Source organism: Kineosporiaceae bacterium (genome assembly GCA_016713225.1).
Classification (GTDB): domain Bacteria; phylum Actinomycetota; class Actinomycetes; order Actinomycetales; family Kineosporiaceae; genus JADJPO01.
In genome coordinates this window covers 1,245,349-1,261,278 of sequence record JADJPO010000001.1, presented here as the reverse complement: position 1 = coordinate 1,261,278, position 15,930 = coordinate 1,245,349, and the positions used below count along the sequence as shown (strand labels likewise).

Here is a 15,930-nt window from a genome sequence, read left to right as displayed (position 1 = left end):
TCGTCACGACTGCCTCGAGCGATGAGCGCCTGATTGGCCTTTCGAGAGTTCCATGAGGCGATCGGCAACTGAGGCCTGCTCGGCGAACTCAAACAGATTGCGATCATCAAGGACGAGGATGATCTTCTTACGCAGTTCCTCCTGCGCGTGCGGGTTCTGCCAGAACCGTACCCGGTGGGTGTACTCGGCCACCTCGACCACGATGTCCTCGGCCAGGTGGATGAGATCCACACGCGCCTCGTCGGGGAGGGTGACGTCGGTTGCGAACTCCGACTCCAGCACGCCATAGAAGCGGCTGATCAGGGGTCGGCATGGGGCTGGTCCTGGCCCCCATCTGCGGTCGCGTCCTTCATGAGGTCCTCAAGCGCCAGGGCGAGCTGGTCCCACTGGCCAGTCAGTGACTTGAGGATCTGGTCGAGACGCTCGGAGAGCTTGGTGAAGCGCGCCGGGTCCTCATCGAAGTTCTTGCGGATGTGGAACCGCAGCGCGTGTTCCATCTCCGAAGCCTTGGCCTTGTCGGAGGTCAGCCCCTTGAGCTTGGCGATGAAGTCAGGCGCGGTGATGGACACCGGCGGGATCTTGGTGGCGATGTCGAGCGCGGCGACGTGCTCGTCGATGAGCTTGCGGACCTTCTCGCCGTAGAGGGACGGGTCGAAGTCGCCGAGCCCGGCATCGCGGTAGCGCCGGCGAGCGACCAGCTGGATGCGGCCGAAACGCTTGGCGTCCTTGACGTATGGCAGCCCCTCGGGCCGCGGCAGCACGACATCGAGGGTCGTGAGGAACTGCTTGAGCACCACGCCGAAGCGCGCCCGCAGGGCTTCGTCAGCCAAGACCTGGACGCAGGCCTCAACGTCCTCATCGGTGTCGAAGGTTTCGATACCGGCCTGGGCGAAGACCGCCACGACGCGGGCGTGCCGGTCGCGGAGCTTGGGCAGCTCGTCCTTGATGCTGGCCAGCGCTCCAACGGCATCCTCGGCGTCTTCGGGCGCGTAAGACTGCAAGGCCTTCTGGAGGTGCGCGCCGACGCCGTAGTAGTCAACGAGGTGGCCGCCCTCCTTGTGGTCGGCGGTGCGGTTGACGCGGGCTATGCCCTGGAGTAGCTCGGCGTCCTGGATGAGGCGGTCGAGGTACATGACCTGCTCGACGGGCGCATCGAAGCCGGTGAGCAGCATCGACTTGACGATGAGGAACGCCACCGGGCTCGTTTTGTCCCCGGCTGTTCCGAGAGCCTTCTGGAACTCGGCGACGATCCGCTCTTGCCTCGTCTTGTCGGTCCACTGCACCCAGGTAGCCGGGTCGTTGTTGCCGCTGGAGATCACGGGCACGAACTCGAGGGCGGCTATGAGGGCGAGGTGCTCATGAGCGCGTACAAGCATCTGCTGCCGACGTTCGAGCCGGTCGATATCGACGGTACCGTCAGCCACGCCTTCCAAGAGGTTGGCGGGCAGCGCCTCGATCTCGGCGACGAGGCCGGCCCGGGCCTTCTGTAGGGCTTCCCGATACCGCACGGTGGCTCGGCGGCTACTGGCCGAGAGCTGCGCCTTGAACCCCTGGCATCACGGTCGAGACGTAGTGCAGGAGCATGCTGCGGGCTTTGGCCTCGATGAGCGAGGGCGCTTCGAGGACGGCCCCGGACGTGGCATAGCGCTGCTTGAGCTTCTCGATCTCCTCGTCGGTGTGCTCGGCGAACATGTCTTCGAACAGCTCATCGAGGTCGCTCGCGCCCTGAACTGCCCCCTTGGCTGTGCGGCCCTCGTAGAGGATCGGGACGGTGGCTCCGTCGGCCTCGGCCTGACGGATCGTGTACTTGTCGATGTAGGGGCCGAAGATCCGTTCGGTGCGCTTCTTGCCCTCGCGCATGATGGGCGTGCCCGTGAACCCGATCTTGGCGGCATTCGGCAGCGCAGCCATGAGATTCGCGTGCAGGGCCGAGGTCTGAGAACGGTGAGCCTCGTCCACCAAGATGACGATGGCCTCGTCCTCGTTGAGGATGCCGAGCGCTTCGGTCGCGGTATCGCCCGCCAGCTTGGTCTCCTGCGCTGCCTTGCCGTCCGTGCCGCGGTACTTCTGAATCATGGCGAAGACGAGCGCGGGGCCGTGCTCGGCCAACAGCTTGCGGAGCTTCTTGGCGTTGCGCGCCCGCTCGATGATCTCGCCGGAGAGCTTGACAGTCCCGGCCAGCTGCTTCTCCAGGTCGGTGCGGTCTGTCACGATGGCGACCTTGAAGGCGCGCAGCACGGGGTCCGAGCGCATGGCGCGAACCAAGAAGACCATCGTGAGGCTCTTGCCGGAGCCCTGGGTGGCCAGACGAGGCCACCGCGGCGGTCCGACTCGCCGTCGACCAACCGCGTCTTGCCAGTGCGAAGCCGGTTGATTGACTTCAAGGCAGCGCGGTACTGCTGGTAGCGGGCCACGATCTTGATGCGCCGGCCACCGACCTCGGTGAACAGCGTGAAGTGGCGCACCAGGTCGAGCAGCGTGGCGGGAGTGAGCATGCCGGCAACCATCAGCTCCTGGCCGGTCAGCTCGTCGACGGTCTTGCCGAGCTTCTCAGCCAACGCGTCCTTGGTAGTGGGCGCGCAGTCCTTCCACTCCAGGAAGTGCTCAGAGCCAGCAGTGAAGGTAGCTACGCGAGCCTTATCGCCGTAGGTAGAGATGACGAACTGGTTGGTCCAGAACAGCTGCTCACTGCCCTCGGGCGCGCCCAGGTCACGCTGGTTGGCGTAGCGGCGGAGCTGGTCGATGCCCTCGGCCATTGGGTCGGTGATGTAGGGGCTCTTGCACTCGATGACCACGAGCGGGATGCCGTTGACGAACAGCACGACGTCCGGGATGACGAACTTCTTGGCCTGGCCGCCCGGTTCATCTACGCGGAACTGATTGATCGCCAGGAACTCGTTGGCTCCAGGGCTATCCCAGTCAATGAACTTGATGCGCTGGCTGCGGCCCTGGTCCCAGCCCGGCAACCCAGCCACCGATACGCCCTCGAGGAGCCGCTCGGTCATGCGCTCGTTGACCTCGATGAGGTTCCCGGGTTCAGCACGGGTCAGCGAGGAGATGGCTTCGGACAGCCGAGAATCGTCCAGCCAGGGCTGGCCGTCGGGTCCGAGGTTCAGTCCGAGCAACTTGGCGCGTAAGCGCTCCTCCAGAAGAACCTGGCGGAACGTATCGCGGTTGCTGACCGTCGGGTCGTAGGTGTCGCCCTTGAGGTGCAGCCAACCGAGGCCCAGCAACTGGGCGATCAGCGGCTGTTCGACTTCGTTGTACTCAGGGCCTGAGCTCATAGGGCGGCTCCAGACGGCACGCGGACGCGGCCTGCAAGCAGGTCTGATACGAGACCTGGCTTCAGCGCGCGCAGCTTGGCCAATCTCGCCGACTCAAGAGCGACTTGCTGCGAGAGTGCCTCTACCACATGCACGATCTCCAGCTGTCGGGTCATAGACCGTAGAGGCACGGGAAATGCCTTGATCTGAGTCGAGTTTATGGTCGCCAAGTTTGTCGTCTGTTTCGAGGCCGCAAGGAAGTAGCGCTTCCCACGGGGTGAGCCGCTCACCAGCGCCAGGTACCACGGATTGAGTCGGGATGGTATGCATCGAACCTTAAACACGTGGTTCGGTGGAGGCAGCCATCTATCTGGCCCTCCCATACCGTTCCCCGTCCGAGCTTGTCGGCGTCCCCGCCTTCGTTCATGAGCACATCGCCGGTCCGGAGCTCGAAGCGCGCCAAGTCGGACTGGCGTACTCGAACAGACTTAACATCACTTAGGTTGAGATGTCCATCTTGGACGTTGGCGACCCGTAGATATGGCCGGACTACCGTACCGGGGCCACCGGGTTCTGAACCGAGCGTGACACCGGAACTGACTTCTGCCAGGCCTCCGAGAGGTTCAACTCGAGCGACGTCATTGCCATCAAGCATGCCTTCAATTACCGCTGACCGGATTTTCGAATACTTGTGCAGGGGCCAGGTCGGAAGATGCAATCTGGTTGTCCAGAGTATCTAGGATCTCTGACACGCATCGCTGCTCGATCACGCTTGGGATAGGGATCTGCATGTGTCCGAGAGCCGTCGCTGACAGTTCGACCTGGTTCGTCGAGCCCGAGTAGCATCTGGTTTCGAGGTACTGCTGCCCCTGTGCGCTGCGAATGAAATCGCTGATCCAGCGACCGACCACAACGTTAGGTCTCGGGCGTACCACTGTCACGTGACCATCAACGATGAATTCATGAGAGTCGCCGTAGAACACGACCGACCGGCCAATGGTCCCCGTTCCCGTTGAGTTGACTAACACGTCGCCCGGTTCAGGACGTATGACCCCCGTCATGTTGCGCGAGGAATGGGGCCGAGCCAGACCGGGATCGAACGCTTCATGCGTAATGCAGCGTTGACCAATCGCCCGAACTTCGGAGTGATCTACGTATACCGGCGCTGTTCCTCTCCGGAGCATTGAAGTAGCTTCGCTCATCGGCATGGTCTTCCAGTCCTCTGGTATGCCCAAATCACTCATAGCCCAGCTCTTTCAGGAAGCCCGCCAGCTTGGCTGCTGCAGCCATACGCTCGGATTCGATCTCGGAGATGGGCGTGCGGTAGTTGTCCCACCACGTCTCGAAAGCAGCGACCACGATGCGGCGATGACGCATGACGCGGTCTGCAGCCTCTGCGACGAGTTCGCGCCGAAGGGCGTCGAGAACTAGTTCGCGGGCGGCTAGGTCGGAGAGAGCGTCGCTGGCGACACTCAGATGTTGGGCGAAGCTGGTCTTCTGAGTCTTGAGCTGCTTCTTAACAGCGGCGAGCTTCGCCTTGAACTGCTTGAGCTCGGATGGCGACAGGGTATCCTCAGCACTGCCGTCCTCGTCGTCTGCGGCGGCAGTTTGATGGTGGCGTCGAGCCCGGTGGCTTCGGCTTCGAGAACGGCAAGACCGTCGAGGTACTCGGGCAGCAGAGCGCGGGCCGCCTTGTGGTCTAGAGGGTCGATCTTCGCCTTTTCCTCTTCGAGGGCGTCGAGGATAGTGGCGACCCAGGCAGCCACGAGGCCCTTGTAGCCGAGAGTGGCAAGAGACTTAAGGTCTGGGAGGCTCGCACCCCACCAGGAGGCGATAATGCCACGAACGGTGAATCGGTCAAGCAACCCATCCGGCCGGAGTGCTGTCTCGAAGGTACCGAGTAATTGTCTGCGCAGGTTGACCAGGTCGGCGACCGACTTGAGAGCGTCGAAGTTCGGGGATTCAGCTTTCCACCACTGGTCAATGGCGGCCGTGACGGCCCCCTCGGCGGTCTTCACACCGTGATCCGCCTCGATTAGCACGGTCAGACCGCTCTTGACTGAGATGGTCTCCCTGAAATCCAGGTACGCGGCGTCCTTGGGTACGAAGAGCAGGGCGGGGTCGAGGCCATGAGAACGGAAGAGATCGGCCTTGGCGTCGACCTCACGGCATGGGATACCGCCGTGCAAGTGGGCGCGGACGTCTTGAGGTTCCGGTTCGGGTGTGGTGTCCACGTAGCGGCGGATGTTGAGGTTGTCGTCGTTGTCGGCCAACTCAGCGCGAGTCACAACGCGGGCGAACTTCTCGGAACCCTCGAAGGCATAGAAAGCGGAGACGATCTTCTCGACGTGCTCGGCTTCCAGGTAGTTCTGGGCCCGACCCTCGCGGTAGTCACGGTCGGCGTTGACGAAGAGCACCTTGCCCTGGCGGTCGGCCGGCTTGGCCCCCTTGGGCCGAAGCACCAGAATGCAGGCAGGGATACCGGTGCCATAGAAGAGCTGCGGTCCGAGACCGATGACTGCCTCGATCATGTCGTCGTTGAGGAGTGCGGTGCGGATCTTGCCCTCGTCGCCGCCCCGGAAGAGCACCCCGTGCGGCATGACGGTCGTGACGAGGCCGCCGGGCCGGGTGACCGCCAGCATGTGCTGGACGAACATGAGGTCGGCCTTCTTGCCCTTCTCTGGCGTCCAGCCGCGGCTGAACCGCTCGGGGAACGGCATGCCCGCGCGGGCGTAGTTCATGGAGAACGGCGGATTGGTGATCACCCGGTCGAAGCGCATCAGTTCGCCGCCCTGCACATGGGCGGGGTCTTCGAGCGTGCCGTCGTTGGTGTTGCGCACGTCGGCGTCGGGGATGCCGTGCAGGAGCAGGTTCATCTTGCAGATGGCCCAGACGCTCCCATCCTTCTCCTGGCCGGCGAGGGCCAGGTTACGACTGTCGGCACCGGTCTCCTCGACGTACTCCTTGGACAGGATGAGCATGCCGCCCGAGCCCGAGCAGGGGTCGTAGACGCTCATGCCCTCGCGTGGGTCGGCGATGCGGACCATCAGCCGGACGACGGACCGGGGTGTGTAGAACTCGCCGCCCTTCTTGCCCGCCGAGTCGGCGAAGTCGCGGATGAGGTACTCGTAGGCAGCGCCAAGCAGGTCGGGGAACTCGAAGTCGTCTTGGCGCAGTCGGACCTTGTTGAAGTGGACGATCAGCTCGCGGAGCTTCTTGTCCGACATGGTCGACTGGCCGACCTTGCGGTTGAAGTCGATGTGCTGCAGCACGCCGTCCAGCGCGCGGTTCTCGTTCTCAAGATCCTGAAGCGCCTTGTTGAGCCCGTCGCCGACCGACTTGTGCAGGTGCCCGTGGATCTGCTCCCAGCGGGCGCGGTGCGGCACGTAGAAGGTGCTGTAGAACGCCGGCGCCTCGGCCCGCTGCTCGGCCTCCTGCTGGCTGCGCCCCTTGGCGAGCTGGTCGGCGATCACCCGCTCTCGCTCGGCGTCGAACTGGTCGGAGGCGTACTTCAGGAAGAGCATCCCGAAGATGAACTCCTTGTAGGCCGAGGCCTCCATGGAGCCACGCAGGATGTCGGCCGCCGAGAAGAGGTGGCGCTCAAGCTGGGGAAGGGTGAGTCGTGGCATAGCTCCTACCATTTAAGGCCTGTTAGACGAAATGATCAAGCTTTCGCTTGGGCATCGGGGCTCAGATGACCTCCTTCCGCTTCACAAGCCCGGACCTCAGACGCTACCGGGCCACACCGACAACAGGCGGGCAGACAAGCTGCCCACGGACACCTGATCACAGTTGTCGCGTTGCGCCTTCTCGCTGGGTCGAGCGGGCGTAGCCTGACGGCCACTTCGGCCCAACATGGATTACGCCCCACATCGGAAGGGCGCACCGTGGTCCATGGCTGCACCTGCAGGCGCTTCATTGGGGTGTAGGAAGGGCCCAATACATCACGTTGACTTGGAGGCGGCCACAACTGAGCAAGTTCGACGACGAAGCCATCGAGGCCTTCATTCTGGCAGGTCTAGACCGCCTCTACCCTGGGGCCTGCAATCCATTTGCACCAGGGTTTGCAACTCACGTTAAGGCTCACGATGTTGAGTTCCTGGCGATCCACGCATCGCCTGAGTTTCATCTGGGAGCTGGAGTCGCCAGCGGCATGACATTCTCGGTGGAGCTGGTTCGCGCGGTTGCTGAATTGAACAAAGAGTGCCCGATTGGAGCCTACTTCATTAAGGAGAGGCAGCCTAATCACTGGATGGTGGGCTACAGCCTGAAGTTGCTACTGTCCTGGGTTGATCCGAGTTCCAGCGGGTCGGCTCAGATGATCCTTGATGCCGCTGGAAATCTACCCGACATGGTCAACACTGGAGTTGACTCGATCAACCCAGAGAGTCATGGAGGCTACCGCTGGGATAACGGCGGCGGGTTCATGACCATCTTGGGGCTGATGAGTCGGTTGTAGGTATTGGCGATAGCATGTTGAAGATTCTACTCTAACCGGTTCCTAGTTTGCCGCCAGCCGATAGAGTGTAACTACTATGAAAGCCCCTGCCAAGGCTATGATCAGTATCTGTTCCTGACGCATTTCTTTCTCATCGCACTTTATGCCAAAGTTCCGTTCTTGGAATCTTGCCGCACCTCGCACGAACTGACCTCGATAGATTACTAGCAGAACTGCAATCAGAATGAATACTGCGTCAAGGAGCATGCCTTCGCCTCAAGTTACTTATACATTTCTCATAGGACCGCCGGGGCGTACCGTTGCGCCGCGTTCAATTAGCTCAATGCAATCTTTATGAGCGAACCAAGGCCTCCTACGAAGAAGATGGCCCCGGTGATCATGACAAGGACGTGCGCTATGACTTCCGATGCTCTCCTACTCGGCCAATCGAAGATGCGTCGAATGTACTCCTGACGTACAGCGACGGCTCTGCCAATTTCGACATGATAGAAGAGCGCAACTCCTCCGGACGCCTGCGTATATCCACTAGATTGGCCTCGGTATTTACTTTACTAAGCCCATTCTAAGACGACTGTGATTGGACATGCAATAGCGATAGTGCGGCAGCGGACATTGAGGCGCAGGACTGGCGCGGGCTAGTCTTCGGACTGTGACTTGAAACGCGGTATGGCCTTCAGCTTCGGTGGGCGGCCGCCCGCTTGTATGGCCCTGACGGTACCCACGCTCCTGACGAATCTCCGGTGAGCCGGTCGTGCATGCGCCTGATCCAGGCGTAGTTGTCGTGCCAATCCTCGGTGCCTTGCACTCCTATTCTGGCTAGTTCCTCGCGCTCACTTTCGGCCTGTTCTATTCCCTCGTTCAGATCCACTTCGGTCTCGAGTAGTGCGTCCAGGGAATGCCCTGAGAAGGGGCCGCCGCTACCACTGTCGGTCTGATCAGACATTTGGGGCTCCACTTTCATTGAGAGCGGGTTCCGGCAAGACTCGTTCGTTTCCTGAGAGTGCCGAACCCAAGGATACGTCTTTCTATCTTGATCCGCAGGAATCGGGGGTTGCGATGCAACTCTAGGAGTCAATGGTCTACGGTGAAGTCGCAAAGACGACTCGATGACAATCCGAGGGCGTGATTCGGACTCGCACTACAACTCGTCCCTAAAACAGAATGTCAGGGCGATTGAGCGTTCTTCTCGCGTGTTGGCTGAAAGCCAGCAGCTCTGGCCGCGCTGGCTGGCATCTTGCGTGCCGTTAGGGACCTTGAGCCAGACTTGAAGCTGACCTGTGTCGGGAGAGAACTCGCCAAGATACTCCTTGCCGTCGAGGGTCCATTGCATCGAGACTTGGAGCGCCGGTGATTCTGGACGAATGGCCAGCCCCATATTTAGGAACCAGATCTCGAGTTCTCCACCGGCGCGCGCCAGCAGGAGTTCGCGATTGAGCGACTTAGGTAGTTCTCGTTCGGCCTGGCCAACAGCCCGGGACTCTTTGCGTGTCGCCGCCTGAGACTCTCGGCGCTGTGCCTCATCGCGACGCCGCTTTTCGTCAGCGCGAGCCTGTCGCTCTTTGGCGAGGTTGGCACTTTCCGCCTTGCGATCTTCTGCCGCCCGCCGCCGTTCCTGCCTCTCAATCTCTCTCTGCTCTCGATCTACTCGGCGCTGCTCTCTCTGTTCTTCTTGATAGTCCATTTCCTGCATTATCTGACCGCGGTCATTGCCAAGTCGCAGGATCAGTGCGTACAGCCCGCGCACATCCTCGCCCTGTGGACCTTCAATGATTCGCATTTGAGTGTGCTGCGCGCTGGCACGTTCGATCGCTTTATCGGTGCTCCTGAGCTCCTCTTTCAGGCGAAATGGTGGATATGACGCATACCGCTCACCGCTACCGCTATCCCACGTCATCGTCTTCTCCAATCACACGACCTTGGCTCAACACCGAGGCCCGCTCGGTGGTCGGGGTGCGGAAGCCTAGAATTCGGTCCTTGATCAGTGGGTCGGCGGCAAAGCGTGGGTTGCGGTACCACTCCTGGATGCGGGTGAACTCTTCCTCAACGGTGTCGCCGAAGATGTCGCAGTTGGCCAGGACAATCTGGACCTCGCACCGGTCGGCATGCTCAAGCGTGCCGTCTTGGCGGGGACACGTGCAGCGGCGCAGCCATGTCTCGGCTGTCGCCAGTGGGTCGGGGTCGAGGTGGACACGGGCGAGCGTCTCGGCGAACAGGTCGTGGTCGGGATCGGCGAGGCTGCCGTAGAGGCGGCGCAACCGGGCCATGTACTCGTCGGGGAACGGATCGTGGTACTCGATCCGCTCGACCGCGTCATTGAGCTTGGCACAGCCCTCGTCGGTAGGGGCGAACCACAAAGGGCCGTGGGTGCGCCAGAAGCGGTGCCGGAGGTAGCTGAACTCGATGTTCCAGTAGACGGCGGTCGCGAGGTACTTACGCCAGTCAGGCAGGTCGTCCCGGAGCTGGCTGAGGGCAGTCTCCAGATCGAACTGGAGGGCGTAAGCCGAGGTCTCCATGCGGAAGTAGTGGTCACGGAAGAGGTAGAGCCAGTACATGGCGACGGTCTGGGGCACGTCGGCCCCGACTTCCATGGCCCGGCCCCATGCGGTTAGATCATGCTCCCGGTCGAGATCGAGCAGGCTCTGGGCGACGAGCCGTAGAAGCCGGGCCTCATGGCGTGCGCGGAACTGGCGGTCGCCGACACCGGACAGCTCTTGGGTGTGTACCCGGGCCTCGGCGACGCCGAGCTTGCGGGTCCTGTAGTGCATGCGGAAGAGCATCTGAGCCTGGGCGGGATTGCTGGGCTGGTTCGGTGGCCCGAGTCGGTCGGCTTCGTCGGCGAGACGCTCGATGGCCTCGTTGACAGTGGCACAGATGGCGGTGGCTTGCCCGAGAGTGGTGTCGGCCCGGGTGCGCTGGGTCACTACTCCAAGGCTTGAGAGGTGGGGCAGCCCGGGCAGCGCCGTCTCCACGTCGAGTGGTTCAAGTCCGGCTTCGCGCACTCGGGCCAGCTCGAGCACCAGGTCGTCAAGACCCAGGGCTGCGGCTTCATCGGTCACGACCTCAGAGTGCCAGGTGACTGCCACCCGAGACCCTCCTGCGGGCGAATCAGCGTTGAGACGGTCTCTGCAACCCGCTCCGAATCTAGGGGCGGCTGCCGAAGGAGCTCACGATGAGTGGTTCGAGAAGGCCGGTGGAGGGGCTGAGCCGCCGCACTTGGACGGAGGTCGCCGATGCGGGGCTGGTCTGTCGCAAGTGCGGCGGGGCGAGTCAGTACTGGGACGTGCCGGTGCTGTGCCGGGACTGCCGGCCACGCCGCAAACGGCACGCTCACGACGGCGCCGATCTATGAGCCGGGATATTCAGTCCTACCAGCGTGGGACGGGAGGGCCCGGGCTGTCGCGGTACGACCCCCATGGCCAGGAACTCGACTGGCGAACACGTCAGCAGCTCGCCCGGATCGAGGCGGATCGGTCGGTGACTCGGGCGGTGGTGGATGCGGCCGAGCGGGAGGAAGCCCACGTCGTCGAGCAGGTCATCTCCAATGGGGAGCGGCTGACTCACCATGCGCTGGGGAGTCTGCAACGGCTGAACCGACGGATCGAGGATGCGGCCCGGCACAACCCCAACCTGGAATACGGATGCCGCGAGATCGAGACGGTGTTCGCGATGGCGGCGGCGCAGCACATCGCCCGCTACATGACACGGGAGCGCTGAATGCTGGCCACCGTGATGCATGTTGCGCTGTGGGTGCTCGCCGGGATTGGAGCACTGACAGTGGCTTTGATGGCGGCGATTCCCTGGATCGACTCGGGCGAGCCTAAGGCGACTGCTCGCAAGAGCCTGGCGGAGATGGACCGCGACGAGCTGGAACGCGCAGAGTTTGAAGGGATGCTCCGGCAGCTGCGTGAGCTGGAAGCTGAGGCAGAACAACGACTCCGGAGCCTGCGGGGCGGCCGATGAGAGGCCTGGACGCGTTAGGGAAGCTCCTCCTGATGGTGGTGGTGGCGTGGATCGCCCTGCCAACGCTGTGGCAGTGGCTCGGCCTGGCCATGCCCATCATCGGCGGACTCCTGGTGTTCGTCATCGTCATCCGCGTGCTGTTCGGCAAGGGCGTGAAGCTGTGAACAAGCGGCGCTACCGGACGATCCTGGCGGACCCGCCGTGGGGCACGAAGAACCTCGTCGGCACAGCTGGTCGGCACTACCCGACAATGAGCACGGATGCGATCTGCCGGCTGCCGGTGGGCGACTTGGCCGAAGACGATGCGCACCTGTGGCTGTGGGTAACGAACGCCGACATCTTCGAACAGATCCAGGTGATGGCGGCGTGGGGGTTCGCATACCGCTCGTGTTTGACGTGGATCAAGCCCCGATTCGGGCTCGGCAACTACCTGCGCAATCAGACCGAGCACCTGCTACTCGGGGTGCGTGGCAAGGCTCGGGTGCAGTTCAAGGGCCAGGGCACCTGGAGCTACGGGCCGCTACAGGATCACAGCCACAAGCCGGAGGAGCGGTACGCGATCATTGAGCGCTGTTCGCCCGGGCCGTACCTCGAGCTCTTCGCCAGGCGCAAGCAGCCCGGCTGGGATGTGTGGGGCAACGAGGTCGAGTGCGACGTCGAGCTGTCTTCGCTCCGACGGGCGGCGAGGTAGCCGTGGCCCGCGATCCGAGGGCTTGCCAGCACGCGAACGTTGAGGAAACGGGTGGCCCGGACGGCTCCGAACGCTGCCTGGACTGCGGTGTCTGGAGCACCGACCTTCCCGATCTCTGGGATGACGAGTGAGGCGGCGACGCTGGCCGCTCGTGGTCATCGGCGGGTCGGCGGGGACGGCGACCTGGTCGGGCTGGGTGGGCCTGGGATCGCTGACGGGGTTCGGGATCGTCCATCCATTGCCGGGCATCTGGGACGGCCTGACACTGAACACGGCCATCACGCTGCCGATCGGGGTGGAGGCCTACGCGGTCTACGCCCTGGCGGTGGCCACGCAGGCTCGTCCCCTACCGCTTCGCTCTCGGCGGTACGCCTGGGCATCGGCGGCAGCCGCCCTGGTCATCGGGATGGCAGGGCAGATCGCCTACCACCTGCTAGCGGCGGCCGGGGTGACACGGGCACCGTGGTGGGTGGTGACGGCGGTGTCATGCCTGCCAGTGGCGGTGCTCGGGGCAGCGTCCCTCTTGTGGCACCTGGCCGGGCAACCGTCGACCACGCTGGATCTGACGGATACGGGGGTGCGACCGGCCGGGCTGGCTGAGCCAGAAGTGCGGGCTTTCCTGGACGCGCCGCCCGGAGTGTTCGAGCGGCGACCTGCAGCAGGCAGTCAACGCTCGGCACCGCCCAAGCGGCGACGGGCGACCGACGCGGATCTTGCGGCCATCGTGGAGCAGGCCAGGGCTGAGCGACCCGGTGCCGGGGAGCCCGCGATTCGGAGGCTGCTGGCGGAGGCCGAACTGGCCGCCTCGGGAGCACGGGTGCGCGCGGCCATGACGAGCACGCGCCGCGAGAGCCGCTCCGGGACCTGACACCTGGTCATTCATCCAGGTAATTGTTAGCGGGCCGGCAGGCGCGCCTGCATTTCGCCTGATGATTTGTTGCATAGCTGCAACGTATAACTAATGGCACGTGGAGGCTTGGCGTTCCTCGAAATCACGAGCGACAAGCGGATCAGCGTTGCCGGGTTTCCACGTTTCTTGAACTTTTGAGGAGGGGTGTATGGCGAGACAAATACGAGTGCGTGGCGTGCGCAAGAGGAACCCGGATATACAACTGTTCGTGTTGGCGCTGATCGAGCTGGCGCGGGAATTGGAGGCCAAGGAACAGGCGGCGAAGGCGGAAGAGCCCAGCGGCGGCGGACCGGGGAAGGGGGTGGATCTATGAACGACTGGTTGACCTTGAGTCTGCTAGGCGCAGTGGCGCTCGTATGCGTGGTTCTGGTGATGCGCGCCGGTAGCCGCAGCGCGTGGAGCGACGAAGTGGTGGCCTACGCCGTGACATTTCCACGTGGTGTGACCCCGGCGCAGGTAAGTGCCTTCCTGACTGGAGCCGCGGGCATCGTGGCCAGGCGCTGGCAGCGCCCATTCGTGATCCGGGCGGTCGGATGGGAGGTGACCGCCACTGCCGACGGGATCATCCATCACCTGCTGATGCGCAAGATTCACGCTGCCACAGTGTTATCGGCGCTGCGGGCGGCGATTCCGGGGGCGCGGGTGGCTCTGGACGAGCGATACCGGCCGCCCGAGGTCCAGCAGGCCGCTCAACTCGGACAGTCCGGTGCCCGGCGGGTGCTGGCGGACGGGTCAGCCGAGCGTGTCCGCGGCGCTGTTGTCGAGCCTCCAACCGCTCGCGGCTGGTGAGCGCGTCCACTTGCAGTGGGTGCTGCAGCCCATTGGACCCTCCGGGAGCGTGCCTGTACCAACGCCCGCCCGGAGCCGGGCAGGCCGTCCCCTGCTCGCGCAGCTATTCGAACGGACCATGGCGGCTCCAGCGATGGATGCGGCAGCGGTGGCGGACTGGCGGCGCAAGCATGCAGCGCCGGTGTTCATGGCGACGGGCCGGGTCGGGGTGTCGGCAGGGAGCACGGACGAGCCCGGGTCCTGCGGGCGCAGGGTGTTGGCGGCCTTCCACACGGCCAATGCACCCGGTGCTCACTTGTACCGGGCGTGGTGGCTGAGCCGATGGGTCGTCGCGGCCATGCGTCAGCATCTGACGCCCCTCGTCGCAACGCCTGCGCTGCTCAATGCCGACGAGCTCGCCGGACTGCTTGGTGTGCCCATGAGCGACGTGGCGCTACCGGGGTTGTCCGTCGGCGGGACACCGGCGCTCGCCCCCATCTCGGAGATCCCCAGTCACGGGCGGGTCGTCGCCCAGTCGACGTTCCCCGGCCACGAACGGCCGCTGGCCTTGTCGCTGCCGGATAGCCTGCGCCACCTGCACGTCATTGGGCCGACGGGCGCTGGTAAGTCGACGCTCTTGTTGGGACTCATCTGCCAGGACATGGTGGCCGGGCGCGGGGTCGTCGTCGTCGATCCCAAGGGCGATCTCGTCCGGGACGTGCTCGACCGGGTGCCGCCGGAGCGAACCGGCGACGTGGTTGTACTGGACCCGGCCGACGAGGAGCGACCCGTCGGACTCAACCTGCTCGCTCGTCCCGACGACTCACTGGAATTGGTCGTCGACCAGATCGTCAGCATCTTCCACGACTTGTACAAGGACTCCTGGGGCCCGCGAACGGACGACATCCTCCGGGCGGCGCTCCTGACGCTCGTCGGTGTGCCGGGATGACGCTGGCCGAGGTGCCGCTGTTACTGACGGACCCGAGCTTCCGCTGGCCGCTCGTTGGGCGGATCAATGATCCGGTGGCGTTGGGACCATTCTGGGCCTGGTTCGACGCGCTGAGTGACGCGGAACGGACGAACGCGATTGGTCCCGTCATGAACAAGCTGCGCACCTTCCTGCTGCGCAAGCGGCTGCGCAACATCATCGGACAGGCCGAGCCGGTATTCGACTTCGACCGTGCGCTCGCAGAGCGGGCCATCGTGCTGGTGCCGCTGTCGAAGGGGTTGCTGGGCGAGGAGGCGGCGGCCCTACTCGGGTCCCTCGTCGTGACGCGGCTGTGGCAGGCGGTACAGAAGCGGGCGGTGCTGCCGGCCTCAGAGCGGCCGACGACGTTCGCCTACATAGACGAGTTTCAGGACTACCTGCACCTGCCCTCAGGCGTCGAGACGATTCTGGCTCAGGCCCGCGGGCTGGGACTCGGACTGACACTGGCGCACCAGCACCTCGGCCAGCTCCCCACGAGTGTGCGTGAGGCCGTGCTGGCGAACGCCCGGAGCCGGGTCATCTTCCAGGTGGCCGCGCACGACGCTGGGGTGCTGGCCCGGGAGTTGGCTCCGCAGGTGAAGGCAACGGACCTTCAGGCACTCGGTCGGTACGAGGTGGTGACGACGCTGGCCACGGGAGCTCGGGTGGCACCGCCCGCTACGGCTGTGACGCTGCCACCGCCTCCGGAGACCGGTCAAGCCAAAACGACGCGGTTGCGATCGCGCAGTTACTACGGAGCGGACCGGAGCCAGGTCGAGGCGGCGATCAACGCCCGGCACCGCAACAGCCCTGCTGCCATCGCCAAATCGAAGCCGCTTGGGCGCGAAGGAGGCCGATCATGAGCCAGTCCATCGCTAGTCCGCTCGCTGTTCCACTCGCGTCACGAACGAG

The 15,930-nt window shown here is 63.8% G+C and carries 11 protein-coding genes and 2 pseudogenes; 8 read left to right on the top strand and 5 right to left on the bottom strand.

The genetic code is table 11. The features are described from left to right. Positions 1–3: 3 nt before the first annotated feature. From IPK24_05715 to IPK24_05705, 3 genes and pseudogenes are all read right to left on the bottom strand, one after another. A pseudogene (locus tag IPK24_05715) lies at positions 4–3,284 on the bottom strand (type I restriction endonuclease subunit R). Positions 3,285–3,922: 638 nt separating this feature from the next. Further along, on the bottom strand, positions 3,923–4,507 hold the full coding sequence (locus IPK24_05710; GenBank protein MBK8075063.1) for a restriction endonuclease subunit S: 585 nt from the start codon (positions 4,505–4,507) through the stop codon (positions 3,923–3,925). Next, a pseudogene (locus IPK24_05705) lies at positions 4,500–6,892 on the bottom strand (SAM-dependent DNA methyltransferase). The gene IPK24_05710 and the pseudogene IPK24_05705 overlap by 8 nt, the downstream one beginning before the upstream one ends. Positions 6,893–7,212: 320 nt before the next feature. Between IPK24_05705 and IPK24_05700 the strand changes: the two are divergent. Next, a complete protein-coding gene (locus IPK24_05700; protein ID MBK8075062.1) occupies positions 7,213–7,722 on the top strand; it encodes a hypothetical protein in 510 nt (169 codons plus the stop codon). A gap of 1,138 nt (positions 7,723–8,860) precedes the next feature. On the opposite strand, the gene IPK24_05695 is transcribed toward IPK24_05700, so the two are convergent. Further along, positions 8,861–9,628 carry a hypothetical protein gene (locus IPK24_05695; GenBank protein ID MBK8075061.1) on the bottom strand — a complete coding sequence of 256 codons (768 nt, stop codon included), beginning with the start codon at positions 9,626–9,628 and terminating at the stop codon, positions 8,861–8,863. Then, a complete protein-coding gene (locus IPK24_05690) occupies positions 9,603–10,778 on the bottom strand; it encodes a hypothetical protein (protein ID MBK8075060.1) in 1,176 nt (391 codons plus the stop codon). Before IPK24_05690 ends, IPK24_05695 begins: the two co-directional genes overlap by 26 nt. Before the next feature lie 235 nt (positions 10,779–11,013). On the opposite strand from IPK24_05690, the gene IPK24_05685 reads away from it, so the two are divergent. From IPK24_05685 to IPK24_05655, 7 genes are all read left to right on the top strand, one after another. Further along, on the top strand, positions 11,014–11,436 hold the full coding sequence (locus tag IPK24_05685) for a hypothetical protein (GenBank protein MBK8075059.1): 423 nt from the start codon (positions 11,014–11,016) through the stop codon (positions 11,434–11,436). Then, positions 11,437–11,682 carry a hypothetical protein gene (locus IPK24_05680; GenBank protein ID MBK8075058.1) on the top strand — a complete coding sequence of 82 codons (246 nt, stop codon included), beginning with the start codon at positions 11,437–11,439 and terminating at the stop codon, positions 11,680–11,682. Positions 11,683–11,842: 160 nt separating this feature from the next. Continuing rightward, positions 11,843–12,373 carry a methyltransferase gene (locus IPK24_05675; GenBank protein MBK8075057.1) on the top strand — a complete coding sequence of 177 codons (531 nt, stop codon included), beginning with the start codon at positions 11,843–11,845 and terminating at the stop codon, positions 12,371–12,373. A gap of 127 nt (positions 12,374–12,500) precedes the next feature. After that, a complete protein-coding gene (locus IPK24_05670; protein MBK8075056.1) occupies positions 12,501–13,241 on the top strand; it encodes a hypothetical protein in 741 nt (246 codons plus the stop codon). Positions 13,242–13,592: 351 nt separating this feature from the next. Continuing rightward, on the top strand, positions 13,593–14,072 hold the full coding sequence (locus tag IPK24_05665) for a hypothetical protein (protein MBK8075055.1): 480 nt from the start codon (positions 13,593–13,595) through the stop codon (positions 14,070–14,072). A gap of 133 nt (positions 14,073–14,205) precedes the next feature. Continuing rightward, positions 14,206–15,000 (top strand): DUF87 domain-containing protein, encoded by a 795-nt coding sequence (locus tag IPK24_05660; GenBank protein MBK8075054.1) that lies wholly within the window; start codon positions 14,206–14,208, stop codon positions 14,998–15,000. Further along, positions 14,997–15,881 carry a hypothetical protein gene (locus IPK24_05655; GenBank protein MBK8075053.1) on the top strand — a complete coding sequence of 295 codons (885 nt, stop codon included), beginning with the start codon at positions 14,997–14,999 and terminating at the stop codon, positions 15,879–15,881. The genes IPK24_05660 and IPK24_05655 overlap by 4 nt, the downstream gene beginning before the upstream one ends. Positions 15,882–15,930 lie beyond the last annotated feature (49 nt).